The following is a 26,424-nucleotide window of genomic DNA, read 5'->3' on the forward strand; positions in this document are numbered from 1 at the left end:
CGGGAAGATGCAGTTTTTTTTGGTTAGTCCCCCTTGATGCCGGGATTGTCGTCCCCATCTTAGAGTCATCAAAGCGGTTTGACTGAAAAAATAACGACGATTTTGGAGTGTTGAAAAGCAGCATTTCGCCCGCATAGTAGGTTAAACCACCACACCGGATATGACTTTTAAGTGGAGATGTTTAGATGGGTAAGATTATTGGTATCGACTTGGGCACAACCAACTCTTGTGTAGCGATTATGGACGGTACGCAGGTTAAGGTACTGGAAAACAGCGAAGGTGATCGCACCACGCCTTCCATTATTGCTTATACGCAAGATGGTGAGACTCTGGTTGGCCAACCGGCTAAACGTCAGGCGGTGACTAACCCGAAAAATACGCTGTTTGCTATCAAGCGTTTGATTGGTCGTCGTTTCCAGGATGAAGAAGTACAGCGCGACACCAACATCATGCCGTACAGAATTATTCCGGCCGACAACGGTGACGCCTGGGTCGAAGTGAAAGACCAGAAACTGGCTCCGCCGCAGATTTCCGCTGAAGTGCTGAAAAAAATGAAAAAAACAGCGGAAGATTATCTGGGTGAAACCATTACCGAAGCGGTAATCACCGTACCGGCTTACTTCAACGATGCCCAGCGTCAGGCGACCAAAGATGCCGGTCGTATCGCGGGTCTGGAAGTGAAGCGTATCATCAACGAACCGACGGCGGCGGCTCTGGCTTACGGCCTGGACAAAGGCGTTGGTAACCGCACTATCGCCGTGTACGACCTGGGCGGCGGTACGTTCGATATCTCCATCATCGAAATCGATGATGTGGACGGTGAAAAAACGTTTGAAGTGCTGGCGACCAACGGTGATACCCACCTGGGTGGGGAAGACTTCGACAGCCGCATGATCAACTATCTGGTTGACGAATTCAAAAAAGAGCAGGGTTTTGACCTGCGCAACGATCCGCTGGCGATGCAGCGTCTGAAAGAAGCGGCGGAAAAAGCCAAGATCGAGCTCTCTTCCGCGCAACAGACCGATGTGAACCTGCCGTACATCACGGCGGACGCGACTGGACCGAAACACCTGAATATCAAGGTGACCCGCGCCAAACTGGAATCGCTGGTTGAAGATCTGGTAACCCGTTCGCTGGAGCCGCTGAAGGTAGCGCTGCAGGATGCCGGCCTGTCCGTGTCCGAAATCCATGACGTGATCCTGGTCGGCGGCCAGACGCGTATGCCGTTGGTTCAGAAGAAAGTCGCTGATTTCTTTGGTAAAGAACCGCGTAAAGACGTGAACCCGGATGAAGCTGTGGCAGTCGGTGCTGCGGTGCAGGGCGGCGTGTTGGCCGGTGACGTGAAAGACGTGCTGCTGCTGGACGTAACGCCGTTGTCTCTGGGTATCGAAACCATGGGCGGCGTGATGACTCCGCTGATTACCAAGAACACCACCATCCCGACCAAACACAGTCAGGTGTTCTCGACGGCGGAAGATAACCAGTCTGCGGTAACGATCCACGTATTGCAGGGTGAGCGTAAACGCGCTCACGACAACAAATCGCTGGGCCAGTTCAACCTGGACGGCATCCAGCCGGCGCCGCGCGGTATGCCGCAGATTGAAGTTACCTTTGACATCGATGCCGACGGTATTCTGCATGTGTCCGCTAAAGACAAAAACAGCGGTCGTGAGCAGAAGATCACCATCAAAGCCTCTTCCGGCCTGAACGAGGAAGAAATTCAGAAGATGGTGCGCGATGCTGAAGCCAACGCTGAAGCGGACCGTAAGTTCGAAGAACTGGTACAGGCACGCAACCAAGGGGATCACCTGCTGCATAGCACCCGTAAGCAACTGGAAGAAACCGGCGACAAACTGGCCGCTGCTGATAAAACCGCTATCGAAGATGCATTGAAAGCGCTGGAAACCGCGCTGAAGGGCGAAGATAAAGCGGACATCGACGCGAAAATCCAGAAGCTGGCGGAAGTCTCTACCAAATTGCTGGAGGCGGCTCAGCAGCAACAGGCTCAGGCCGGTGCCGCCGGCGCCGACAATGCCGCCCGTCAGGATGATGATGTCGTTGACGCTGAATTCGAAGAAGTCAAAGACAAGAAATAATCGCCCTTAAGCGGGCGCAGTAGCGGTAGCTCATACTGTTGCTGGCAACCAGCACGGGCGTCGGGGAAACTCTGCGCCCGTGCACGCATGTTGAGGGCAGGAAAAAAAGAATGGCGAAGCAAGACTACTACGAGATTCTGGGTGTTGCGAAAGGCGCTGATGAACGCGACATCAAAAAGGCTTATAAACGGCTGGCGATGAAATACCACCCGGACCGCAATCCCGGTGATAAAGAGGCTGAAGCCAAATTCAAGGAAGTCAAAGAAGCCTATGAGATTTTGACCGATGCTCAGAAACGCGCCGCCTACGATCAGTATGGACATGCCGCGTTTGAGCAGGGTGGCATGGGCGGCGGCGGTGCCGGTGGTTTCGGCGGCGCTGATTTCGGGGATATTTTCGGCGATGTGTTTGGCGACATCTTTGGCGGCGGCCGCCGTCAACGTGCAAGCCGCGGCTCTGATTTACGCTATACCATGGAGCTGACGCTGGAAGAGGCGGTACGCGGCGTCACCAAAGAGATCCGTATCCCGACGTTGCAGGAGTGTGATGTTTGTCATGGCAGCGGTGCCAAACCCGGCAGCAATGCGGTGACCTGCCCGACGTGCCACGGCAATGGACAGGTACAGATGCGCCAGGGGTTCTTCACGGTGCAGCAGACGTGTCCACATTGTCATGGCCGCGGCAAAATCATCAAAGATCCTTGCACCAAATGCCATGGTCACGGGCGTGTTGAGAAAAGCAAAACGCTGTCGGTCAAGATCCCTGCCGGCGTAGATACCGGCGATCGTATTCGTCTGGCCGGCGAAGGCGAAGCGGGAGAGTTTGGCGCTCCGGCGGGGGATTTGTATGTTCAGGTTCAGGTGCGTGAGCATCCGATCTTCCAGCGTGAAGACAATAACCTCTACTGCGAAGTACCGATCAACTTTGCCATGGCGGCGTTGGGCGGCGAAATTGAAGTGCCGACGCTGGATGGCCGGGTCATGCTGAAAGTACCGCCGGAAACACAAACCGGCAAGCTGTTTCGTATGCGCGGTAAAGGGGTGAAGTCGGTACGCGGCGGCGTTCAGGGTGACCTGTTGTGCCGCGTAGTGGTGGAAACTCCGGTCAATCTGAATGATCGTCAGAAACAGCTGTTGCAGGAACTGCAGGAAAGCTTCGGCGGGCCGACGGGTGAAAGCAATAGCCCACGCTCCAAAAGTTTCTTCGACGGTGTGAAGAAATTCTTTGATGACCTGACGCGCTGAGCCTCTGTTTAGCCAGTCTTAATAAAAACCAGCCAGGTTAACTCCGGCTGGTTTTTTTACAGACGTTTTCTGAAGGCTCGGCTTTCCCGAGCATTAATCCAGTTTAAAACTGCTTTTAACGATGAGTGGTGTGGCTTAACCTTGCTTCTCATTATCAGGCGGTGATGCCTGCCGATGCAGTAAGGGAGAAAAACGTGATAAAGCTATTTCGCTATTTGACCGGCCAGGAAGCGGCTGCCGGTATGATTCTGATTATTGCAACGCTGCTGGCGCTGCTGGTCGCTAATATACCGGCCACCTTGTCGTGGTATCAGTCATTTTTAGCGATGCCGGTGATAATGGGAATTGGCGCGCTGGAGATTAACAAACCGCTGCTGCTGTGGGTCAATGATGGCTTGATGGCGTTGTTTTTCCTGCAGGTGGGCCTGGAAGTGAAACGCGAACTGGTGATCGGCGCGCTGGCGAGCCGGCGTCAGGCGATTCTGCCGGTGGTAGCGGCGTTCGGCGGGATGCTGGTTCCCGCGCTGTTTTTCCTGTTGTTCAATGCCAGTGAAGCGGAAACCCGCTCGGGCTGGGCGATCCCTACGGCGACGGATATTGCTTTTGCGGTCGGTATTCTGGTGCTGTTGGGCAAACGAGTGCCGACAGGATTAAAGGTGTTTCTGCTGGCGCTGGCGATTATTGATGACCTGGGCGCGATCGTCATTATTGCCTTGTTCTATACTCAGCAACTTCACTGGATGGCGCTATCCGGAGCGCTGGCGGCGATCGTGGTGCTGGCGTACATGAATCATCAGCAGGTAATGAAAACCTCGGCTTATCTGTTAGTCGGCATAGTGTTGTGGGTGTGTATTTTGAAATCAGGTGTGCACGCCACACTGGCCGGAGTCATCGTCGGATTTTTTATTCCGTTGCGTGTTCCGTCAGGCCATCCCTCGCCTGCCGGTACGCTGGAACACGGGCTGGCGAGTTGGGTCGCGTTTCTGGTGATCCCGCTGTTTGCCTTCGCCAATGCCGGTATTACGCTGCAGGGGGTTGCCGCTGAGCACTTGTTGTCGCCATTGACGTTGGGCATCGCCAGCGGGTTGCTGCTGGGCAAACCGATTGGCGTCTCGTTGTTTAGCTGGCTGGTGATTCGTCTGGGGTTGGGTCGGCTGCCGGCAGGCGTGGATTTTCGTCAGGTCATGGCGGTATCGGTGCTGTGCGGTATTGGGTTCACCATGTCCATCTTCATTACGTTGCTGGCGTTTGGTGAGGTAGCCGAGCAGGATATTCTGTACGCCAAATTAGCGATTTTGCTGACGTCGCTGACCACGGCGGTGTTGGGTTACCTGACGTTGCGCTCGGTGCTGCCTGCCGCACAACGCTGAATGTGAATAGGGGCGCGAACCTATGTCGCACATCAACTTCAATCATCTCTATTATTTCTGGCAAGTGTGCAAGACCGGTTCGGTGGCGGGGGCCGCCGAACGGCTATTTTTGACGCCGCAGACCATTACCGGGCAAATCAAGTTGCTGGAAGAGCGGCTACAGGGAAAGTTGTTCAAGCGTAAAGGGCGCGGGCTGGAGCCGACGGAGTTGGGGCAGTTGGTGTTTCGCTATGCGGACAAGATGTTTGCACTGAGCCAGGAAATGCTGGATATCGTGAATTACCGTAAGGAATCCAGCCTGCTGTTTGATGTTGGTGTGGCGGATGCGTTGTCCAAACGATTGGTGAGTCGGGTACTGGAAACCGTAGTGAATGAACAAATGCCGATTCACCTGCGCTGCTTCGAGTCGACCCATGAAATGCTGATTGAACAGCTGAGTCAGCACAAGCTGGATATGATCCTGTCGGATTGCCCGGTGGATTCCGGCCAGCAGGCGGGGTTATTTTCCCGCAAGCTCGGCGAGTGCGGCGTGAGTTTCTACTGCCGTCGGCCAGGCCCGGAGGTGCCTTTTCCCGCTTGTTTGTCGCAAAGCAAGTTATTGATCCCGGCTCGCCGTACCATGCTGGGCCGCAAGCTGCTCAGTTGGTTCAGCGAGCAGAATCTACCGGTCGATATTATGGGCGAGTTTGATGACGCGGCGTTGATGACCGCTTTCGGCATGAGTCACGATGCGATTTTTATTGCACCGTCGCTACATGCGGATGAAATGGCGGCTCAGGGCGAGATTATGGAAATCGGCCGCATTGATAATATTCAGGATGAGTATTACGTTATTTTCGCAGAGCGGATGATTCAGCATCCGGCGGTGCAGCGTGTCTGCAACGAGGATTTCTCTTCCCTGTTTCGTGAATAACGCGTTTTGCCGGGGGGGGGGGGGGGGTACAAAAAAACCGGCCTGAGCCGGTTTCTTTAGCGATTCATCACGTAAACGTGATTATTGCATCGCGTTGATCTGCGCAGTCAGATTGGATTTATGACGAGCAGCTTTGTTTTTGTGGATCAGACCTTTGCTGGCCTGACGGTCCACGATCGGTTGCATGTCATTAAATGCTTTCTGCGCAGCTTCTTTATCGCCGGTGGCGATAGCCGCATACACTTTCTTGATGAAAGTACGCATCATGGAGCGACGGCTTGCATTGTGCTTGCGGCGCTTCTCAGACTGTACGGCGCGTTTCTTAGCTGATTTGATATTAGCCAAGGTCCAACTCCCAAATATATTCTATCGAGGACAATTCAAAGGCCGAGGAATATGCCCTTTTAGCCTTCTTTTGTCAATGGATTTGTGCAAATAAGCGCCGTTTGTACGCCAGCGCTTGGTACGTTGTGATGGCGCGGGATTTTAGCAGCTTAAGCGTCGGGAATACAGCCTTTCGCGTCATAAATTCACCCTTTGCCGCCTTTGTTGCGTCAAGCGTTTGATTACGGGTTAAAAGCCGAGTGCCCGGCGATACGCCGGATTTTTGCGTACATGAAAAATTCTCATTGACGCAAGGCGGTGAAATCCGCCGGAGCGGCAATAAAAGGCATGAATCGCGGGTTAACCTTGTTCGCTGTACAAGGTATAATCCGCCGATTTCCACTGTTTTGAGCCAGTTATGCAGCTAATACGCGGTATACACAATCTTCAGGCCTGCCATTACGGCTGTGTGCTAACAATTGGTAACTTTGACGGTGTCCACCGCGGGCATCAGGCACTGCTCGAACGCCTGAAGCAAGAGGGGCAAGCACGTGGGTTGCCGGTTATGGTGATGATTTTCGAACCTCAGCCGCTGGAATTGTTTGCCCCGGAAAAAGCGCCCGCGCGTCTGACCCGGCTGCGCGATAAGGTGAAATATCTGGCGCAGGCCGGTGTGGATTATCTGTTGTGTGTGACCTTTGACGCCGGCTTTGCCGCTAACCATGCCGATACGTTTATTTCCAGCCTGCTGGTAGAGAAGCTGGGGGTGAAGTTTTTGGTGGTGGGCGATGACTTCCGCTTCGGGGCTGGCCGCGAGGGGGATTTCCTGTTATTACAGAAAGCGGGTGCCGAGCAGAATTTCGAGGTGATCAGCACCGCTACATTCTGCAGCAGCGGTAAGCGCGTGAGCAGTACCGCCGTACGCGAGGCGTTGGCGCAGGACAACCTGGCGCTGGCGCAGGAGCTGTTAGGGCATCCATTCAGCATTTCTGGTCGAGTGGTGCATGGTAATGAGCTGGGGCGCACCATCGGTTTTCCAACGGCTAATTTGCCGCTAAAACGTCAGGTGTCGCCGGTCAGCGGCGTGTATGCGGTTCAGGTGTATGGGCTGGGCGAGACGCCATTGCCCGGTGTCGCCAATATCGGCACGCGTCCTACCGTAACAGGCGATAAACGCCAGCAACTGGAAGTACATTTACTGGATGTCACGCTGGATCTGTATGGCCGACATATAGATGTGGTGATGTGTAAAAAATTACGTAGTGAGCAGCGGTTTGCTTCGCTGGATGCGCTGAAGCAGCAAATCGCCGACGATGTGGTGGCCGCCCGTGAGTTCTTTGGGTTGAAGGCACCGGTTTAATTTTTCTCTAGCCGAAAACGAAATCGAGAAGCGAATGAGTGACTATAAAACTACCCTGAATTTGCCGGAAACAGGGTTCCCGATGCGTGGCGATTTGGCCAAGCGCGAACCTGACATGCTGAAACGTTGGTATGAGCAGGATTTGTACGGGATTATTCGTGGCGCCAAGAAGGGTAAAAAAACCTTTATCCTTCACGATGGCCCGCCGTATGCAAACGGCAATATTCATATTGGTCACTCAGTTAACAAGATTCTCAAAGACATTATTATCAAGTCCAAAGGTCTGTCGGGCTATGACTCGCCGTATGTGCCGGGCTGGGACTGCCACGGTCTGCCGATTGAGCTGAAAGTGGAACAACTGGTCGGTAAGCCCGGCGAGAAAGTCAGCGCCGCGCAGTTCCGTGCAGAGTGCCGCAAATATGCTGCCGAGCAGGTGGCCGGGCAGAAGAAAGATTTTATCCGTCTGGGCGTGCTGGGCGACTGGGATCGTCCCTACCTGACGATGGATTTCAAAACCGAAGCCAACATCATTCGCGCGCTGGGCCGCATCATCGAAAACGGCCATCTGCACAAAGGCGCCAAGCCGGTGCACTGGTGCGCCGACTGTGGTTCCGCGCTGGCGGAAGCGGAAGTGGAGTATTACGACAAAACTTCTCCGGCCATTGATGTGGCGTTCAATGCGGTTGACCGTGCCGCCGTGCTGGCGAAATTCGGCCTGACGGCTGATGCCGTCGACGGCGATGTGGCGTTGGTCATCTGGACGACGACGCCCTGGACGTTGCCGGCTAACCGCGCGATTGCCCTGAATGCCGACATTGATTACGTGCTGATTCAGGTTGCCGGTAAAGCGATTATCGTTGCGCAAGGGTTGGCCGACGCGGTGATTAAACGTGTTGCCGGAAATGACGCCAGCCTCCTGTTGGGCCATACCGTCAAAGGTAGCGATCTGGAGTTGTTGCGCTTCCGTCATCCGTTTATGGGGTTCGATGTGCCGGCTATTCTGGGCGATCACGTCACGCTGGATGCCGGTACTGGTGCGGTACATACCGCCGGTGGCCACGGTCCGGACGACTATGTCATCAGCCAGAAATACCAACTGGAGATCGCTAACCCGGTCGGGCCGAACGGCTGCTATCTGGCGGGGACCTTCCCGGAACTGGATGGTTTGTTTGTGTTTAAAGCCAACGACAAGATCGTTGAGTTGCTGCGTGAACGCGGCGCCTTGCTGCACCATGAAAAGCTGCAACACAGCTACCCGTGCTGCTGGCGTCACAAGTCGCCGATCCTGTTCCGTGCTACGCCGCAGTGGTTCGTGAGCATGGACCAGAACGGCCTGCGTAAGCAGTCGCTGTCCGAAATCAAGGGCGTGCAGTGGATCCCGGATTGGGGCCAGGCGCGTATTGAATCGATGGTGGCGAACCGTCCTGACTGGTGTATTTCCCGTCAGCGTACCTGGGGCGTGCCGATGTCGCTGTTCGTGCATAAAGAAACGCAAGCGTTGCATCCTCGCACGGCGGAGCTGATTGAAGCCGTCGCGAAACGCGTTGAACAGGACGGTATTCAGGCATGGTGGGATCTCAACCCTGCCGATTTGCTGGGCGCGGAAGCCGCCGAGTATGAAAAAGTGCCGGATACGCTGGATGTCTGGTTCGATTCCGGATCGACCCACGCTTCGGTGGTGGATGTGCGTCCTGAATTCAGCGGCCATGCGGCGGATATGTACCTGGAAGGTTCCGACCAGCATCGCGGCTGGTTCATGTCTTCCCTGATGATTTCTACCGCTATCAAAGGCAAGGCGCCGTACCGCCAGGTACTGACCCACGGCTTCACCGTGGACGGCCAGGGCCGCAAAATGTCGAAATCCATCGGCAATACCGTCAGCCCGCAGGATGTGATGGATAAGCTGGGGGCGGATATTCTGCGTCTGTGGATCGGTTCGACCGACTACTCCGGCGAGATCGCGGTCTCCGATGAGATCCTCAAGCGTTCCGCCGATGCCTATCGCCGTATTCGTAACACCGCGCGTTTCCTGCTGGCCAACCTGAACGGTTTCGACCCGGCGCAGCACAGCGTAAAACCGGAAGACATGGTGGTGTTGGATCGCTGGGCGGTGGGCTGCGCCAAAGCGGCGCAGGATGAGATCGTCGACGCTTACGAAAGTTACGATTTCCACCATGTAGTGCAGCGTCTGATGCAGTTTTGTTCCATTGAGATGGGCTCGTTCTATCTCGATATCATCAAGGATCGTCAGTACACCGCGAAACACGATAGCGTCGCGCGCCGTAGCTGTCAGACTGCGCTGTTCCACATCGCCGAAGCGCTGGTGCGTTGGATGGCGCCGATCATGTCGTTTACCGCTGATGAAATCTGGGCGTATCTGCCGGGTGAGCGTGCGCAGTTTGTCTTCACCGAAGAGTGGTATGACGGTTTATTCGGGCTGGCCGACAGCGAGTCGATGAACGACACCTTCTGGGCTGAAATGCTGAATGTGCGTGGTGAAGTCAACAAAGTGATCGAACAGGCGCGTAATGACAAGCGTATCGGTGGTTCGCTGGAAGCGGCGGTGACATTGTATGCCGATGACGCGCTGTTTGCGCAGCTCGGCCGTTTGCAGGGCGAACTGCACTTTGCTTTGCTCACCTCTAAAGCGCATTTGGCGCATTATGAAGATGCGCCGGCTGATGCCCAGCAGAGTGAATTACCGGGCCTGAAAGTTGTCCTTACTAAAGCTGACGGGGAAAAATGCCCGCGTTGTTGGCACTATGAAACGGATATCGGCAGCGATGCCGCGCATCCGGATGTATGCGGTCGCTGTGCGACCAATGTTGGCGGCAATGGCGAAGAGCGTAAATTTGTCTGATGAGTAAATCTACTGGAACAACGGCAACAGGTCTGCGCTGGCTATGGCTGGCGGCACTGGTACTGGTGGTCGATCTCGGCAGCAAACAGTGGGTGATGACTCACTTTCAACTGGGCGAGTCGATACCACTGGTGCCGTTCTTCAATTTCACCTACGCCCATAACTATGGTGCGGCGTTTAGCTTTCTGGCCGATAAAGGCGGCTGGCAGCGCTGGCTGTTTGCGGCGATCGCACTGGTGATTATCGTGGCGCTGCTGGCGATGATGTATCGCTCCAGCGCCAGCCAGAAGTTGAATAACATTGCCTATTCGCTGATTATCGGCGGCGCGATCGGCAATCTGGCGGATCGGTTGGTACACGGGTATGTGATCGATTTTCTGGATTTTTATGCCGCCGGGTGGCATTACCCGACCTTTAATCTGGCGGATAGCGCGATTGTTGTCGGCGCACTGCTGATTGTGCTGGAGGGGTTTTTGGCCTCTCCGCAAAAAAAGCAGGCGGAAGGTAAATAACGCATGACGGAATTCGTGACGAACGGCAGTGGCGTGCTGGTGCATTTTACGCTGATGCTGGAAGATGGTTCTGTGGCGGAAGCCACCCGCGACAGCGGTAAACCGGCGATGTTTCGGCTGGGAGACGGTAGCCTGTCGGCGGCGCTGGAGGCTCAACTGCTGGGTTTGCAGGCCGGCGATAAGCGTCAATTCAGTCTGCCGCCTGAGTCCGCTTTTGGTCCATCGAATCCCGATTTGGTCCAGTTCTTCCTGCGTCGCGATTTTGCCCAAACCGGTGTGCCCGAAGTGGGCACCATCATGTTGTTCAGCGGTATGGCCGGTAATGATATGCCGGGCATCATCCGCGAGGTCGCGGAAGAGTCGGTGACGGTGGATTTCAACCATCCGCTGGCCGGACACACCATCACGTTCGACGTGGAGGTGCTGGAGATTCATCCCCCCTCTGACGGAGGCAATGCATGAAAATCCTGCTGGCTAATCCTCGTGGGTTCTGCGCTGGCGTCGATCGCGCCATCAGTATTGTCGAGCGGGCGTTGGAAGTGTATGGCGCGCCGATTTATGTCCGCCATGAAGTGGTGCATAACCGCTATGTGGTGGAAGGGTTGCGCGAACGCGGCGCCGTCTTCATCGAACAAATCGAAGACGTGCCGGATGGCGCGATTCTGATTTTTTCCGCGCATGGCGTATCGCAAGCCGTGAGGGCGGAAGCCAAAAGCCGCGAACTGACGATTTTCGATGCCACCTGTCCGTTGGTGACGAAAGTGCATATGGAAGTGGCGCGCGCCAGCCGTAAGGGAACGGAAGCTATCCTGATTGGGCACGCCGGGCATCCTGAAGTCGAAGGGACCATGGGGCAGTACAACAATCCTGACGGCGGTATGTATCTGGTGGAAGGGCCCGAAGATGTCTGGTCGTTACAGGTAAAAGATGAAACCAATCTCTGTTTCATGACCCAGACGACGCTGTCGGTAGACGATACGTCGGCGGTGATCGATGCACTGCGTGCGCGTTTCCCGCAGATTATCGGGCCGCGTAAAGATGATATCTGTTACGCCACGACCAATCGTCAGGAAGCGGTACGTAATCTGGCGGCGGAGGCCAACGTGGTGCTGGTGGTCGGCTCGAAAAACTCTTCCAACTCCAATCGCCTGGCCGAGCTGGCGCAGCGTGTCGGTAAGCCGTCATACCTGATTGATTCTGCTGATGATATTCAGGAACAGTGGCTGAAGGATGTCGCCTGCGTCGGGGTGACGGCAGGTGCCTCCGCGCCGGATGTGCTGGTTCAACAGGTGATTAAACGCTTGCAAGCCATGGGGGGGAAAGTTGCCATGGAGATGCAAGGGCGTGAAGAGAACATCGTGTTCGAAGTGCCGAAAGAATTGCGTATGGATGTGCGTGAAGTGGAATAAGCCCTTCGCGTTATCATGATGAGACGATGCCAGACGATGAAAATCGTCTGGCATTTTTTTGGAGAAAGCGCATGAATCGACTCCCCATTATTCTGGATACCGACCCCGGCATTGATGATGCCGTCGCCATCGCCGCAGCATTGTTCGCTCCTGAGTTGGATCTGCAACTGATCACGACGGTCGCTGGCAATGTGGATGTGGAAAAAACCACCCGCAATGCGCTGCAATTGCTGCATTTTTGGGATGCCGAAGTGCCGGTGGCGAAAGGGGCGGCGACGCCGCTGGTGCGTCCGGTGCGCGACGCCGCTTATGTTCACGGCGAGTCAGGGATGGAGGGCTACGACTTTGTGGCGCATGAGCGCACTGCGCTGGAAAAATCCGCGGTACAGGCAATCTATGACTGCCTTAACCGTAGCCCGGAGCCTGTTACATTGGTGACCATCGGGCCGCTCACCAATATTGCCTTGCTGTTAACCCTCTATCCGCAGTGTAAAAAACAGATCAAACGCCTGGTGATGATGGGCGGTTCGTCAGGACGCGGCAACTTTACGCCGAATGCGGAATTCAATATCGCGATTGACCCGGAGGCGGCGGGGCGCGTGTTTGGCAGCGGAATCGATATCGTGATGTGTGGCCTGGATGTGACGAATGACGCCATGCTGTCGCCGGAGTATCTGGCGGCATTGCCGGGAATGAACCGTACCGGTGCCATGTTACATGCGTTGTTCAGTCACTATCGTAGCGGCAGTATGGCGACCGGTTTGCGTATGCATGACCTGTGCGCTATTGCTTATCTGGTGAAACCGTCATTGTTTACCCTGCAGCACTGTTTTGTCGCGGTGGAAACGCAGGGGGAATATACCGCCGGCACTACGGCGGTGGATCTCGAGCATCGGCTGAATCGACCGGCTAATGCGCAAGTGGCGCTAGCGCTGGATGTAGCGGGTTTCCGCGCCTGGGTTGCGCAGGTGTTGGCTTTGGCGCCTTAACAGGCCGCCGTGCCGGCCTATACGCGGTCGCGGAGTTTCTGCTGGGCAGCGGCCGGGATGTCTTTACTAAACGATAGCTTTTACTGATATCCCGGCTGTTTTGTCGTAAATTTCTAATTATGGGTGTTTTCGGCTGGCAGCGCTTGTGCGGGCTGGTTAACCTGAGAGCCTTTTCTCATTCATCAACAGATAAAGAGTACGAATATGCGTGATGCACAAATCCGCGTCGCCATCGCGGGAGCGGGTGGTCGCATGGGGCGGCAGTTGATTCAGGCTGCGTTGCAGATGGAAGGCGTCGTACTGGGTGCGGCGCTGGAGCGTGAAGGGTCGTCGTTGCTCGGCAGTGATGCAGGGGAACTGGCTGGTGCCGGGAAAACGGATGTTACCGTACAAAGTAGCCTTGAGGCGGTGGTGAACGATTTCGATGTCTTTATCGATTTCACTCGTCCGGAAGGGACGCTCAAGCACCTGGCTTTTTGTCGTCAGCACGGCAAAGGAATGGTAATCGGCACCACCGGTTTTGACGAACAGGGCAAAGCGGCGATCCAGCAAGCGGCGACCGACATTGGGATTGTGTTTGCCGCAAACTTTAGCGTTGGGGTTAATGTGTTGCTCAAGCTGCTGGAAAAAGCGGCTAAAGTGATGGGTGATTACACGGATATTGAAATCATCGAAGCACACCACCGCCATAAAGTGGATGCGCCGTCGGGCACGGCTCTGGCGATGGGCGAGGCGATTGCCGGCGCGTTGGGACGCGATTTGAAAGAATGTGCGGTTTATGCACGTGAGGGGTACACCGGCGAACGTGATCCGAAAAGCATCGGTTTTGCCACTATTCGGGCCGGCGATATCGTAGGAGAACATACCGCGATGTTTGCGGACGTTGGCGAGCGTATAGAGATAACGCACAAGGCTTCCAGCCGGATGACGTTCGCAAATGGCGCTGTCAGGTCTGCATTGTGGGTAAGTGCCAGAAAGCATGGTCTTTTTGATATGAGAGATGTGCTTGGGCTTGATGATATATAACAGAAAATTATTTTTATTTTTTTAATTTGTTGATTTTAATGGCGCTAAATTTGGCGCCATTATGTTTTTATAAAAAATACCGGTTTCGTGATTTATTTTTTACTAATCTATTTTTTATTGCTGTTATCTGTCCTTTTCTTATCTGTACGTCAGACATTTATCATTCCATCTACCGATTTTGGTGTGATTTTAATCGTTTCATCACTCATTGACGCTGGCAACCGTTTACTTTCGATAGTTGATGTGTGTTTTTGCGGGTATAGCTGTGTATTATCTTCTTAAGCCATAAAATAGTGAAAAAAAATTCGGTTTGGCTAGACAACGGTCAGGGGCCTCATTAAAATGCGCGCAATTTGCCAAAAATTTGCCTTACAGGTGGTTTTTGCATTGATTTAGTGCGTCAAATCTGAATTAATATGCAAATAACATGATTTTTTATTCCTTGGAGGGTGTTTTGATTAAGTCAGCGCTATTGGTTCTGGAAGACGGAACCCAATTCCACGGTCGGGCCATTGGGGCAGAGGGAGCGGCAGTGGGGGAAGTCGTTTTCAATACGTCAATGACCGGTTATCAAGAAATCCTCACTGATCCTTCCTATTCCCGCCAGATTGTCACTCTTACTTATCCCCATATCGGAAATGTCGGCGCCAACAAAGCCGATGAAGAATCCCCCGCCGTTCATGCTCAGGGCTTGGTCATCCGCGATTTACCGTTAATCGCCAGTAACTACCGCAGCGAAGAAAGCCTGTCTGATTACCTCAAACGCAACAATATTGTGGCGATTGCCGATATCGACACCCGCAAACTGACGCGCTTGCTGCGCGAAAAAGGCGCGCAGAACGGTTGCATCATCGCGGGCGATGCGCCGGATGCGGCGCTGGCGCTGGAAAAGGCCAAAGCGTTCCCTGGTCTGAAAGGGATGGATCTGGCGAAAGAAGTCACCACCCGTTCCAGCTATAGCTGGTTGCAAGGCAGTTGGACGCTGGAAGGCGAGCTGCCGGCGGCGAAAGAAGAGAGCGAACTGCCGTATCACGTGGTGGCGTATGACTACGGTGTGAAGCGCAATATCCTGCGTATGCTGGTGGATCGCGGCTGCCGCCTGACGGTAGTGCCGGCGCAAACCCCGGCGGAAGAGGTGCTGAAACTCAATCCGGACGGCGTTTTCCTCTCCAACGGCCCTGGCGATCCGGAGCCGTGCGATTATGCCATCAAGGCGATTAAAGCCTTCCTGGAAACCGATATTCCGGTATTCGGCATTTGTCTGGGCCACCAGTTGCTGGCGCTGGCCAGTGGCGCGAAAACCGTCAAAATGAAGTTCGGCCACCACGGCGGCAACCACCCGGTGAAAGATCTGGACGGTAATCGTGTGATGATCACCGCGCAAAACCACGGCTTTGCGGTAGATGAAACGTCGCTGCCCGCCACACTGCGCGCGACGCACAAATCACTGTTCGATGGTTCGCTGCAGGGCATTCACCGCACCGATAAAGCGGCATTCAGCTTCCAGGGGCACCCTGAAGCCAGCCCCGGCCCGCATGACGCCGCGCCGCTGTTTGATCACTTCATCGAGCTGATTGAGTCTTACCGTAACACCAAATAATCAGAATCCGTTTAGTCACGCTGCGATAAAAGAACAAGGCGAAAGCGCCGGCGCGGCGGTGAGTAAACGGGTTCGCAGGAGCGAAAAATGCCAAAACGTACAGACATAAAAAGTATCCTGATTCTCGGTGCCGGCCCGATCGTGATCGGTCAGGCGTGCGAGTTTGACTACTCCGGCGCTCAGGCGTGTAAAGCGCTGCGCGAAGAAGGCTACCGCGTGGTTCTGGTGAACTCCAACCCGGCCACCATCATGACCGACCCGGAAATGGCCGACGCCACCTATATTGAGCCGATCCACTGGGAAGTGGTGCGCAAAATCATCGAAAAAGAGCGTCCGGACGCAGTACTGCCGACCATGGGCGGCCAGACGGCGCTGAACTGCGCGCTAGAGCTGGAACGTCAGGGCGTGCTGGCGGAGTTCGGCGTGACCATGATCGGCGCGACCGCCGATGCCATCGATAAAGCGGAAGATCGTCGCCGTTTCGACATCGCGATGAAGAAAATCGGCCTGGAAACCGCGCGTTCCGGTATCGCGCACAATATGGACGAAGCGCTGGCGGTGGCGGCGGATGTGGGTTATCCCTGCATTATCCGTCCGTCCTTCACCATGGGCGGCACCGGCGGCGGCATCGCTTACAACCGTGAAGAATTTGAAGAAATTTGCACCCGTGGTCTGGACCTGTCGCCGACCAAGGAACTGCTGATCGACGAATCGCTGATCGGCTGGAAAGAGTATGAAATGGAAGTGGTGCGGGATAAAAACGACAACTGCATCATTGTCTGCTCGATCGAAAACCTCGATGCGATGGGCATCCACACCGGTGACTCCATCACCGTAGCGCCGGCGCAAACCCTGACCGACAAGGAATACCAGATCATGCGTAACGCCTCGATGGCGGTACTGCGTGAAATCGGGGTGGAAACCGGCGGTTCCAACGTGCAGTTTGCAGTCAACCCGAAAACCGGCCGTCTGATCGTTATCGAAATGAACCCGCGCGTGTCTCGCTCCTCGGCGCTGGCTTCCAAAGCGACCGGCTTCCCGATCGCCAAGATCGCCGCCAAACTGGCGGTGGGTTATACGCTGGATGAACTGATGAACGACATTACCGGCGGGCGTACCCCGGCGTCGTTCGAACCGTCCATCGACTACGTGGTGACCAAGATCCCACGCTTCAACTTCGAGAAATTCGCCGGTGCCAACGATCGTCTGACTACACAGATGAAGTCGGTGGGCGAGGTGATGGCGATCGGCCGTACCCAGCAGGAGTCGTTGCAGAAAGCGCTGCGTGGCCTGGAAGTGGGCGCGACCGGTTTCGATCCTAAAGTGAGTTTGGACGATCCGGAAGCGCTGACTAAAATCCGTCGCGAATTGAAAGACGCCGGCGGCGATCGTATCTGGTATCTGGCGGACGCGTTCCGCGCAGGCATGTCGGTTGACGGCGTATTCAACCTGACCAACATCGACCGCTGGTTCCTGGTGCAAATTGAAGAACTGGTGCGTCTGGAAGAGCAGGTGGCGGAGCAGGGCGCCAACGGCTTGACGCTGGAGTTCCTGCGCGTGCTCAAACGCAAAGGCTTTGCCGATGCCCGTCTGGCAAAACTGGCCGGCGTGTCTGAAGGTGAAATTCGCAAACTGCGTTACAAATACAACCTGCACCCGGTCTACAAGCGCGTGGATACCTGCGCTGCCGAGTTCGCCACCGATACCGCCTACATGTACTCCACCTATGACGAGGAGTGCGAGGCCAACCCGAATCAGGACCGTGACAAGATAATGGTGCTGGGCGGCGGTCCGAACCGAATCGGCCAGGGCATCGAGTTCGACTATTGTTGCGTGCACGCGGCGCTGGCGCTGCGTGAAGACGGCTATGAAACCATCATGGTCAACTGTAACCCGGAAACCGTCTCTACCGATTACGACACCTCCGATCGCCTGTACTTCGAGCCGGTAACGCTGGAAGACGTGCTGGAGATTGTACGTATTGAGCAGCCGAAAGGCGTGATCGTGCAGTACGGCGGGCAGACGCCGCTGAAACTGGCGCGTCAGCTTGAAGCCGCCGGTGTGCCGGTGATCGGCACCAGCCCGGATGCCATCGACCGCGCAGAAGACCGTGAACGCTTCCAGCAGGCGGTCAACCGTCTCGGTCTGAAGCAGCCGGCCAACGCCACCGTCAGCACTATCGATCAGGCGGTGGAAAAAGCGGTCGGTATCGGTTATCCGCTGGTGGTACGTCCGTCTTATGTGTTGGGCGGCCGGGCAATGGAAATCGTGTATGACGAAGTCGATTTGCGCCGTTACTTCCAGACCGCCGTCAGTGTTTCCAACGATGCGCCGGTACTGCTGGACCGTTTCCTGGACGACGCGGTGGAAGTGGATGTGGACGCTATCTGCGACGGCGAGCGCGTGCTGATTGGCGGCATCATGGAGCATATCGAGCAGGCCGGCGTGCACTCCGGCGACTCCGCCTGTTCGCTGCCGGCCTACACCCTGAGCAAAGAGATTCAGGACGTGATGCGCCGTCAGGTGGAAAAACTGGCGTTCGAACTTTCCGTACGTGGCCTGATGAACGTGCAGTTTGCGGTGAAGAACAACGAAGTGTACCTGATTGAGGTTAACCCGCGCGCCGCTCGTACCGTGCCGTTTGTTTCCAAGGCGACCGGTGTGCCGCTGGCGAAAGTGGCAGCCCGCGTGATGGTTGGGCAAACGCTGGCTCAGCAGGGCGTCACCAAAGAGGTGATTCCACCGTACTATTCCGTTAAGGAAGTGGTGCTGCCGTTTAATAAATTCCCGGGTGTTGACCCGATCCTCGGGCCGGAAATGCGTTCCACCGGTGAGGTGATGGGGGTGGGGCGTACCTTTGCCGAAGCCTTTGCCAAGGCGATGCTGGGCAGCAACTCGCCGATGAAGAAAACCGGTCGCGCGTTGCTGTCGGTGCGTGAAGGCGACAAGGCGCGGGTGGTGGATTTGGCCGCTAAACTGCTCAAGCACGGTTTTGAACTGGACGCCACTCACGGTACCGCGGTAGTGCTGGGCGAAGCGGGTATTAATCCGCGTCTGGTGAACAAGGTGCATGAAGGCCGCCCGCACATTCAGGATCGCATCAAGAATGGCGAGTACACCTACATCGTCAACACCACGGCGGGCCGTCAGGCGATTGAAGATTCCAAACTGATTCGCCGCAGTGCGCTGCAATATAAAGTGCATTACGACACCACCATGAACGGCGGTTTCGCGACGGCCATGTCGCTGAATGCCGACCCGACCGAGCAGGTGATTTCCGTTCAGGAAATGCATGGCCGTATTCAGGGATAACGCGTAAAAAAACCGTGCCGAAACCGGCACGGTTTAGCGAGAAGTAAAACCGGGCGGTGTCATCTGTCCGGTTTTTTTTCGCCTGTATTTAACCAGGGGGATATTTAGCTTAAAGCGACTTTGATGCCGAGAGTGATAAGCACGCCGCCAAGCAGTTTGTCGATCAGTTTTTGGGCCTTACTCAGACCGCGACGCACTGGTTCGCTTTGGATAAGGACAATCAGCAACGGCCACCAGATCAGCGTCAACCCCAGGATAATCCCGGCATACCACAGTTTTTCGCCCATGCTGGAGTCCAGCCCCAGCACTTGGGTAAAGACTGCCAGAAAGAACAGCGTGGCCTTCGGGTTCAGCAGGTTACAGAGGTAGCCCTGCATAAACGCTTTCCAGAGGCCGATGCGTTGCGGCGTCAGGCCGGATAAATCCAGTTTGCTGCCGCCACGCGAGCGCAGCGCCTGAATGCCCAGCCAGATCAGGTAGGCGGCGCCGACGTATTTCAGCAGGCTAAACAACCAGGGCGTAGTGGTGATGACGACGGCCAGGCCGGCGACACAGTAGGCCATGTGTGTGGCAACGCCGGCAATCACGCCGATGGCGGTCATCATGGCGGCCAGTCGCGGGTAGCGTATCGCGTTTTTGATCACCAGAAAGAAGTCCGGGCCGGGAGAAATCATTCCCAGTGCGGCGATGGTCGCCACGAATAAAGAGGTCTCAAGCATGATGGATTACGTATGACAATCAAGGATTCGTCGGAAAAAGGTGGGCATAATACCGTCAGTGGCATGTTTTCGCACTATCAATCATCGATTTGAAATGTTAATAAACTTATAAAAACCACGCATATAGTGGTTGTATTTGAGGCAGGGGACGGGAACGTAACATGGTAAATGAAACCACACAGCAGCGGGATATCACCCGGTTGTGTATTCAGTGCGCGCTGTTGCTGTTACAACATGGCGCGGAAAGTATGTTGGTCGAGCAGCTGTCATCGCGGCTCGGCGTTGCGCTGGGGATGGACAGTGTGGAGAGTTCTATCTCGGCCAACGCGATAGTGCTGACCACCATTATGCAAGGGCATTGCCTGACCTCCACCCGTAAAAATGTCGATCGCGGCATCAACATGCACGTCGTAACGGAAGTGCAGCATGTGGTGATCATGGCTGAACATAAGCTGCTGGATGTGGCCGGAGTGGCAAAACGCTTTAGTCATATCAAGCCGTTGCGTTATCCACGCTGGCTGATGGTCACGATCGTGGCGTTATCGTGCGGCTGTTTTAGTCGTCTGAACGGCGGTGGTTGGGACGCGTTTCTGGTGACGCTGATTGCCAGCGGCATGGCGATGTATGTCCGACAGGTGCTGACTGCCCGGCATCTTAATCCGTTGATTAATTTCTGTATTACCGCCTTTGTGGCGACGTCGGCGTCCGGGCTGCTGATGCGCGTGCCCGGTCTGGAACAGAGTTCCTCCGTGGCGATGGCCGCCAGCGTGTTGCTGCTGGTGCCGGGATTTCCGCTCATCAATGCGGTGGCGGATATGTTCAAAGGCCATGTCAATACCGGGCTGGCGCGCTGGACGATGGCCAGCCTGCTGACGCTGGCGACCTGTATTGGTGTGGTAACGGCAATGGCGATATGGGGGCTGCACGGATGGTCATTGAACTGATTTGGGCGCTGATTCAGGACATGGTGCTGGCAGCGGTCCCGGCGGTAGGGTTTGCGATGGTATTTAACGTACCGGTAAAAGCATTGCCGTATTGCGCGCTGCTGGGCGGACTCGGGCATGGTGTGCGTTTTCTGATGATTCGTTTCGGCATCCCTATCGAATGGGCGACATTTGTGGCATCGATCATGGTGGGTATCATCGGTATTCGCTGGTCCCGCTGGTTTCTGGCCCATCCCAAAGTATTTACCGTCGCCGCCGTTATTCCGATGTTCCCCGGTATTTCGGCCTATACGGCGATGATTTCGGTGGTTCAGCTTTCCCATCTGGGGTACAGCGAAGCGTTGATGCAAACGTTGATCACCAACTTTTTGAAGGCCAGTTTTATCGTTGGTGCGCTTTCAATCGGGCTATCGCTGCCGGGGATCTGGATCTACCGTAAACGTCCGGGAGTATAGCGATTGAGGTGTTCTCTTAAATAGTGGTCGGCGTTCCGGTAATCATATCGACGCCTGCTCGGGCTTTCCGTATAGTGGCACCAATTTTGTAGCCTGTAGGGTTTTACCATGGTGATTAGTTTGATTGCCGCACTGGCAGTGGATCGTGTTATCGGAATGGAGAATGCCATGCCGTGGCATCTGCCGGCCGACCTGGCGTGGTTTAAGCGCAATACGCTCAACAAACCTGTGATTATGGGGCGCAATACGTTCCGCGCCATCGGCCGACCATTGCCGGAACGGCTGAATATTGTCGTCAGCAGCCAACCGGGCGACGATGAGCGTGTCACTTGGGTGACATCGCTTGCGGCGGCGCTGGCTGCCGCCGGTGATGTAGATGAAGTGATGGTGATCGGCGGCGGCAGCATTTATCAGCAGATGTTGCCGCAAGCCAGCCGCCTCTATCTGACGCATATTGATGCTGAGATTGAAGGTGATACCCATTTTCCGGATTACGAGCCGGATGAGTGGGTGTCTACCTTCAGCGAATTCCATGATGCAGATGATAAAAACTCCCACAGTTATTGCTTCGAAATCCTCGATCGTCGCTGATCTCTTCTTCTAAAACCCGCTCCATCAAGCGGGTTTTAGTGTATCTGTATGTGTGGCCTGACACCTTAATCGCCTGTCTATCTCAGTTGAGCCATGCCAGAAGGAATATTGTCTAACTAAAATTGTTGATAGCACTAATCATGCAACTTAGCCCTTATTTCAATAGGTGCTTACTCATCAAGGTGTCTGAAACCAGGGAGTAAATAGGTTGATGGTGTTATACCCGTCATACTTCAAGTTGCAGATGCGTTGGCTTTCCTCGCTCACCCCAGTCACTTACTTGTGTAAGCTCCTGGGGATTCGCTGCGTCGCCGCTTTCCTGCAACTTGAATTATTTAGGGTGTATATATTATTTTTTCAATATTTTACAATATTACTGACATTTATTTTGAGGCACTATTTTAATACCTTGCCAAATGACCTATAAAAAGCAGTAAATCAGGAACAAGGTCGTTCGGGGATAGATATATGAAAATCACGTCAATTCAGTATTTGCGCGGCTTTGCTGCCTTACTTGTAGTCGTAGCGCATAATTCTTCCCTGTTGGTGGGTAACTGGACAAAGCATATCCCTGGGGCTCTTGGTGTGGATGTTTTTTTTATAATTAGTGGTTTTATTATGACATTCATTACCCACCATACGCCTGATGGTCCGGTTACATTTATAGTTAAACGCTTCTTTCGCATATGGCCCGTCTTTTTTCTCGTTTGGCTGCTTTCGTTTATCTTCGTGTACCATGAAAGAAGTTTCAGTCAGATGGCGTGTACACTTTATTTTTGTCTTCAGGACTATAGCCAGCCGGGTCCAACCTTTGGTTACAGCGCTCTTGGCCCGCCATGGACGTTATCCTACGAAATAATGTTTTACTTCATTTTTGCCGTTTCAATGAGCATTAGCTACCGCTATCGCAGCTACATCTGCACATTGATTTTCGTGGCTGCCATGACAGGTTTTCAATGGTATTACAACGGTAGCTTTGATTTCTCATCACAGGTATCGCCAAATATGAGTGTGATACACTGGTGGCAGGCTTGGATTAAGTTGATAAGTAATACAATCGTGTTTGAATTCATCGCCGGTATGCTGCTGGCTGAATTCATGATCAGGAGTAGAATCAGCCAGTTTCTTTATCGAAGAATAGTGGCAAAAATAGTATTTACTATTGCAACGGTAAGTGCCGTTATTATTGGCCCACAGGTTTTCGGCTTAAGCGGTGGTTTCTGGCTGGCGTTGATTATCATGATTTCGGCAATTCTATTGAGTGATAATAATGAGGCCAAATATCATCGGATACTGACTTTTTTTGGGGATATCTCCTATTCACTTTATCTCATTCACTATCCTGTAATGGTTTTTTTCAGAAACTATTTATCAGACACTACGGCATCCACCGAAAGAGTGACAATATTTATCCTCTCTATTGCTATCAGTATCGTAATATCATCAGTGATGTTCATATGGGTTGAAATGCCTTCAATTCGGTCAGGGAAAAAGCTAGCGGGAATTTTATCTACGAGGATGAGATCTTATCAGCCTTGAGCTTTAGCTATATTGGCTTGGGGCAGGGAGGATATAGGTAGCTGGTGACGGGTTAGCCTTCCATGGCTCGCAGGCGAGCTTTGGCCGCTGCGTTTTGATTACCTTAAAGGTGTTGCTGATGTGTTCCAACTGCTCTGAGATGTCTGGTATGCACTTTCTGTCCACCTTAGTATCCACGTTCGCGAAAATGTCCATGGTAGGTGACAAGACGAGGAATGAAAGGTGGCCTGAACAAGGCGATTACCTATATGTAACTATTTGGTCACATTAATTGCATAACCTATGTCTGTATTTGTCATCATTGCGTGAGTACCGAACGGGGAGTCGCGCGAGAATCGGAATGAGAGCAAGAGGACATAGTCGAGCATGACTGACAAGATTAAGCACCTGAGCGCCGATGCGCTGAATGTCGATCGCCTGAGTAATCCCGCCCGTCGTAAATTGTTAGGCAATGCGGGCGCGCTGGGCCTGACAGGTTTCCTGGGCGGCGGTATCTGGTCTTTTCCGGTAACGGGATTGGCGGAAGGCCAGCCGGCTGGCAGCAAACTGTTGGGTTTCAAGGGGATTGCGGCTTCCGCCGAGGATCATATCGTCATTACGCCCGGTTACCGGGCTGAGGTGTTGATCTCCTGGGGCGATCCGCTGGTAGATGGCGCTCCGGCGTTTCATGCCGAAGGCAAGAACAGTGCTGCCGATCAGGAAAAACAGTTTGGCGATAACAACGACGGCATGAGTTTTTTCCCGATTGATGATCGTCACGGCGTGATGGCGATCAACAACGAGTATGTGAACGAGCAATACCTGTTTGCGCATGGCGGCGCCAAAGCCGCCAGCCTGGAAGATGTCCGTAAATCCCAGGCGGCGCACGGTGTATCGGTTGTAGCAGTGAAACGCGTCGCGGAATCGGCACGTTGGGAAGTGGAGCGCCCTTCACGTTATAACCGGCGCATCACGGCAAATACGGCGATGACGTTCAGCGGCCCGGCGGCGGGTCATGCATTGCTGAAAACCGCCGCCGACCCTCAGGGGATAAATGTGTTAGGCACCTTCGGCAACTGCGCCAACGGTAAAACGCCCTGGGGCACTTATCTGACTTGTGAAGAGAATTTCGATACTTATTTCGGTACCCGACAAGCCGATTACCAGACGACGCCGGAACAGAAGCGCTATACGCTCAAAGTTCATGAACCGGAACGCAACTGGGTGGATTTTGACGAGCGTTTTGATGTCGCGAAGCACCCCAACGAATTCAACCGGCATGGCTGGATTGTGGAGATAGACCCGCTGAACCCAACGTCCACCCCCGTGAAACGTACTGCGCTGGGGCGCTTTAAGCATGAAAACGCGGCGGTGACGGTGGCGAAGAGCGGCCATTTGGTGGTGTATATGGGGGATGATGAACGCGGTGAATTCATCTACAAATACGTGTCCAACGGCAAGGTGGATCACGCCAATCCCTCGGCTAATTCTCGTTTGCTGGATGACGGCGTGCTGTACGTGGCGCAGTTTGACGGCGATGCATCCGGTACGCCGCTGAAAGGCAAAGGGCGCTGGGTAGCGCTGGAGTTCGGCAAGAATGGATTAACGCCGGAGAACGGATTCAACAGTCAGGCTGAAGTACTGATCTTTGCCCGTAAGGCGGCTTCGCAGGTGAATGCGACGCGTATGGATCGCCCGGAATGGATTGCGGTTAATCCGCATGATGGCCGCGCCTATTGTACGCTGACCAATAACAGCAAACGCGGTGAAGAAGGTATGCCGGTTAATGCAGCCAATCCCCGACCGAACAACATCTATGGTCAGATCATTCGCTGGGACGAAAACGGCGATGCGACAGCGGAGGTATTCGGCTGGGACATGTATGCATTGTGCGGCAACCCGGCAGCGCATCCGGACGGCATTAATCGCGGTACGCCGAATATCACAGTAGAAAACAGTTTCAACAGCCCCGACGGGTTGGGGTTCGATCACGATGGCCGTTTGTGGATCCTGACCGACGGTAATTACAGCAACAAAGGTGATTTCGTCGGGCAGGGTAATAATCAGATGCTGGCGGGCGATCCGACCAGCGGCGAGATCCGTCGTTTTATGGTCGGGCCTAAATCCTGTGAGCTAACCGGCATTGCATTTACGTCTGATTACCGCACGATGTTCGTGAATGTGCAGCACCCCGGCGAAAAAGGGGATTCGCATTTCCCCAATAACAGCGTGCGGCCCCGTTCATCGGTTGTCATGATCACCCGTGAAGATGGCGGCGTGATCGGGGCGTAATGGCGTGAGGCGTGTTTCACCGGCGGCAATGCCGCCGGTCGTATCAGATAATGGCGGAGGCCGCATCGGCCTGCGGCGCCGTCAGCGACGGCTGGGTAAAATAGCGCTGATCTTCCCAGCGCAGACAGGTGAGCGCCCCGCCCCAACAACAGCCGGTATCCAGCGCGTAGATGCCTTCCGGCGTGCCTTTTCCTTCCAGCGATGCCCAATGGCCGAACGCGATGGCGTATTCGGCAGGAACCGGGCCCGGCAGATCAAACCAGGGTTTGAGTAGCGACGGCGCCTGTGAGGGGGCCTCTTTACACAGCATATCGAGCTGACCGCCGGAAAAGCAGTAGCGCATACGGGTAAATACGTTGGTGCTAAAGCGCAGGCGCGCCAATCCGCTCAGTTCCGGGCTCCAGTGATTCGGCATATCGCCGTACATGGCATCCAGAAACAGTGGGTAACTGTCGCTGCTGAGGATCGCTTCCACTTCCCGAGCGCACATTTTGGCGGTATCCAGATCCCACTGTGGCGTAATGCCGGCATGGGCCATCACCAGTTTGCGTTCCTCATCCACCTGTAACAGCGGCTGACGGCGCAACCAGTTGATCAGGTCGTCCGCGTCTGGCGCCGACAACAGCGGATCCAAGCGATCCTTGGGTTTATTACGGCTGATACCGGCGTAGACCGCCAGCAGGTGCAAATCGTGGTTGCCGAGTACCAGGCGTACCGCATCACCCAGCGAACGGACATAGCGCAGCACGTCCAGTGAATCCGGGCCGCGGGCAACCAGATCGCCGGTCAGCCACAGTACGTCGCTCTCAGGGTTAAAGGAAACTTGCGCCAACAGCGCTTTGAGCTCGACGGCGCAGCCGTGAACGTCGCCAACAAGATAGGTCGCCATA

The 26,424-nt window shown here is 54.6% G+C and carries 21 protein-coding genes and 1 pseudogene; 18 read left to right on the forward strand and 4 right to left on the reverse strand.

What is annotated here, in order from left to right; translation table 11 throughout:
- Window positions 1–185: 185 nt before the first annotated feature.
- The 4 genes from dnaK to nhaR all read left to right on the forward strand — a co-directional run bounded on the left by dnaK (window position 186) and on the right by nhaR (window position 5,623).
- Window positions 186–2,096: a molecular chaperone DnaK gene (gene dnaK, locus FDP13_RS12050; protein WP_033575403.1), complete on the forward strand. Its 1,911-nt coding sequence runs from the start codon at window positions 186–188 to the stop codon at window positions 2,094–2,096.
- A gap of 110 nt (window positions 2,097–2,206) precedes the next feature.
- Window positions 2,207–3,340: a molecular chaperone DnaJ gene (dnaJ, locus tag FDP13_RS12055; RefSeq protein WP_012768307.1), complete on the forward strand. Its 1,134-nt coding sequence runs from the start codon at window positions 2,207–2,209 to the stop codon at window positions 3,338–3,340.
- A 194-nt stretch (window positions 3,341–3,534) separates the two neighbouring features.
- Window positions 3,535–4,710 (forward strand): Na+/H+ antiporter NhaA, encoded by a 1,176-nt coding sequence (gene nhaA / locus FDP13_RS12060; RefSeq protein WP_143839532.1) that lies wholly within the window; start codon window positions 3,535–3,537, stop codon window positions 4,708–4,710.
- A gap of 22 nt (window positions 4,711–4,732) precedes the next feature.
- Entirely contained in the window at window positions 4,733–5,623 is an 891-nt protein-coding gene (nhaR, locus tag FDP13_RS12065) for a transcriptional activator NhaR (protein ID WP_012768309.1), read from the forward strand.
- A gap of 81 nt (window positions 5,624–5,704) precedes the next feature.
- On the opposite strand, the gene rpsT is transcribed toward nhaR, so the two are convergent.
- Window positions 5,705–5,968 carry a 30S ribosomal protein S20 gene (gene rpsT, locus FDP13_RS12070; RefSeq protein WP_012768310.1) on the reverse strand — a complete coding sequence of 88 codons (264 nt, stop codon included), beginning with the start codon at window positions 5,966–5,968 and terminating at the stop codon, window positions 5,705–5,707.
- 397 nt (window positions 5,969–6,365) lie between these two features.
- On the opposite strand from rpsT, the gene ribF reads away from it, so the two are divergent.
- The 9 genes from ribF to carB all read left to right on the forward strand — a co-directional run bounded on the left by ribF (window position 6,366) and on the right by carB (window position 19,015).
- Window positions 6,366–7,307, forward strand: coding sequence for a bifunctional riboflavin kinase/FAD synthetase (ribF, locus tag FDP13_RS12080; RefSeq protein ID WP_012768311.1), 942 nt, complete (start codon window positions 6,366–6,368; stop codon window positions 7,305–7,307).
- 34 nt (window positions 7,308–7,341) lie between these two features.
- The gene (gene ileS, locus FDP13_RS12085) at window positions 7,342–10,167 is read left to right on the forward strand and encodes an isoleucine--tRNA ligase (RefSeq protein WP_033575405.1); all 2,826 of its coding nucleotides are present in this window, start codon (window positions 7,342–7,344) and stop codon (window positions 10,165–10,167) included.
- Complete coding sequence (gene lspA, locus FDP13_RS12090; protein ID WP_143839533.1) at window positions 10,167–10,679, forward strand: signal peptidase II; 513 nt, start codon at window positions 10,167–10,169, stop codon at window positions 10,677–10,679. The genes ileS and lspA overlap by 1 nt, the downstream gene beginning before the upstream one ends.
- Window positions 10,680–10,682: 3 nt before the next feature.
- Entirely contained in the window at window positions 10,683–11,141 is a 459-nt protein-coding gene (gene fkpB, locus FDP13_RS12095; RefSeq protein WP_012768314.1) for an FKBP-type peptidyl-prolyl cis-trans isomerase, read from the forward strand.
- Window positions 11,138–12,088, forward strand: a complete 951-nt coding sequence (gene ispH, locus FDP13_RS12100) for a 4-hydroxy-3-methylbut-2-enyl diphosphate reductase (RefSeq protein WP_012768315.1) — start codon at window positions 11,138–11,140, stop codon at window positions 12,086–12,088. Before fkpB ends, ispH begins: the two co-directional genes overlap by 4 nt.
- A 71-nt stretch (window positions 12,089–12,159) precedes the next feature.
- Complete coding sequence (rihC, locus tag FDP13_RS12105; protein ID WP_143839534.1) at window positions 12,160–13,077, forward strand: ribonucleoside hydrolase RihC; 918 nt, start codon at window positions 12,160–12,162, stop codon at window positions 13,075–13,077.
- A 204-nt stretch (window positions 13,078–13,281) separates the two neighbouring features.
- Window positions 13,282–14,103, forward strand: a complete 822-nt coding sequence (gene dapB, locus FDP13_RS12110; RefSeq protein ID WP_012768317.1) for a 4-hydroxy-tetrahydrodipicolinate reductase — start codon at window positions 13,282–13,284, stop codon at window positions 14,101–14,103.
- A gap of 454 nt (window positions 14,104–14,557) precedes the next feature.
- A complete protein-coding gene (carA, locus tag FDP13_RS12115; RefSeq protein ID WP_012768318.1) occupies window positions 14,558–15,703 on the forward strand; it encodes a glutamine-hydrolyzing carbamoyl-phosphate synthase small subunit in 1,146 nt (381 codons plus the stop codon).
- 87 nt (window positions 15,704–15,790) lie between these two features.
- Window positions 15,791–19,015, forward strand: coding sequence for a carbamoyl-phosphate synthase large subunit (carB, locus tag FDP13_RS12120; RefSeq protein WP_143839535.1), 3,225 nt, complete (start codon window positions 15,791–15,793; stop codon window positions 19,013–19,015).
- Between the two features lie 104 nt (window positions 19,016–19,119).
- On the opposite strand, the gene FDP13_RS12125 is transcribed toward carB, so the two are convergent.
- Entirely contained in the window at window positions 19,120–19,734 is a 615-nt protein-coding gene (locus FDP13_RS12125; protein WP_012768320.1) for a LysE family translocator, read from the reverse strand.
- A gap of 161 nt (window positions 19,735–19,895) precedes the next feature.
- Here FDP13_RS12125 and FDP13_RS12130 point away from each other — a divergent pair, with 161 nt between their 5' ends.
- The 4 genes from FDP13_RS12130 to FDP13_RS12145 all read left to right on the forward strand — a co-directional run bounded on the left by FDP13_RS12130 (window position 19,896) and on the right by FDP13_RS12145 (window position 23,263).
- Entirely contained in the window at window positions 19,896–20,678 is a 783-nt protein-coding gene (locus FDP13_RS12130; protein ID WP_012768321.1) for a threonine/serine exporter ThrE family protein, read from the forward strand.
- On the forward strand, window positions 20,663–21,133 hold the full coding sequence (locus FDP13_RS12135) for a threonine/serine exporter (protein WP_012768322.1): 471 nt from the start codon (window positions 20,663–20,665) through the stop codon (window positions 21,131–21,133). The genes FDP13_RS12130 and FDP13_RS12135 overlap by 16 nt, the downstream gene beginning before the upstream one ends.
- A gap of 108 nt (window positions 21,134–21,241) precedes the next feature.
- Window positions 21,242–21,724: a type 3 dihydrofolate reductase gene (folA, locus tag FDP13_RS12140; protein ID WP_033575408.1), complete on the forward strand. Its 483-nt coding sequence runs from the start codon at window positions 21,242–21,244 to the stop codon at window positions 21,722–21,724.
- A 468-nt stretch (window positions 21,725–22,192) separates the two neighbouring features.
- Window positions 22,193–23,263, forward strand: coding sequence for an acyltransferase (locus FDP13_RS12145; RefSeq protein ID WP_143839536.1), 1,071 nt, complete (start codon window positions 22,193–22,195; stop codon window positions 23,261–23,263).
- Window positions 23,264–23,332: 69 nt separating this feature from the next.
- Here FDP13_RS12145 and FDP13_RS21980 read toward each other — a convergent pair.
- Window positions 23,333–23,407: pseudogene (locus FDP13_RS21980) on the reverse strand (IS66 family transposase zinc-finger binding domain-containing protein); the annotation flags it as partial.
- 222 nt (window positions 23,408–23,629) lie between these two features.
- On the opposite strand from FDP13_RS21980, the gene FDP13_RS12150 reads away from it, so the two are divergent.
- Window positions 23,630–25,534 (forward strand): PhoX family phosphatase, encoded by a 1,905-nt coding sequence (locus tag FDP13_RS12150; RefSeq protein WP_143839537.1) that lies wholly within the window; start codon window positions 23,630–23,632, stop codon window positions 25,532–25,534.
- Window positions 25,535–25,577: 43 nt separating this feature from the next.
- Here the strand turns inward: FDP13_RS12150 and apaH are convergent, their stop codons facing one another.
- Window positions 25,578–26,423 carry a bis(5'-nucleosyl)-tetraphosphatase (symmetrical) ApaH gene (gene apaH / locus FDP13_RS12155; protein ID WP_033575412.1) on the reverse strand — a complete coding sequence of 282 codons (846 nt, stop codon included), beginning with the start codon at window positions 26,421–26,423 and terminating at the stop codon, window positions 25,578–25,580.
- Window position 26,424 lies beyond the last annotated feature (1 nt).

The sequence above is a fragment of the Dickeya sp. ws52 genome, assembly GCF_007210685.1.
In the GTDB taxonomy this organism is placed as follows: Bacteria; Pseudomonadota; Gammaproteobacteria; order Enterobacterales; family Enterobacteriaceae; genus Dickeya; species Dickeya chrysanthemi.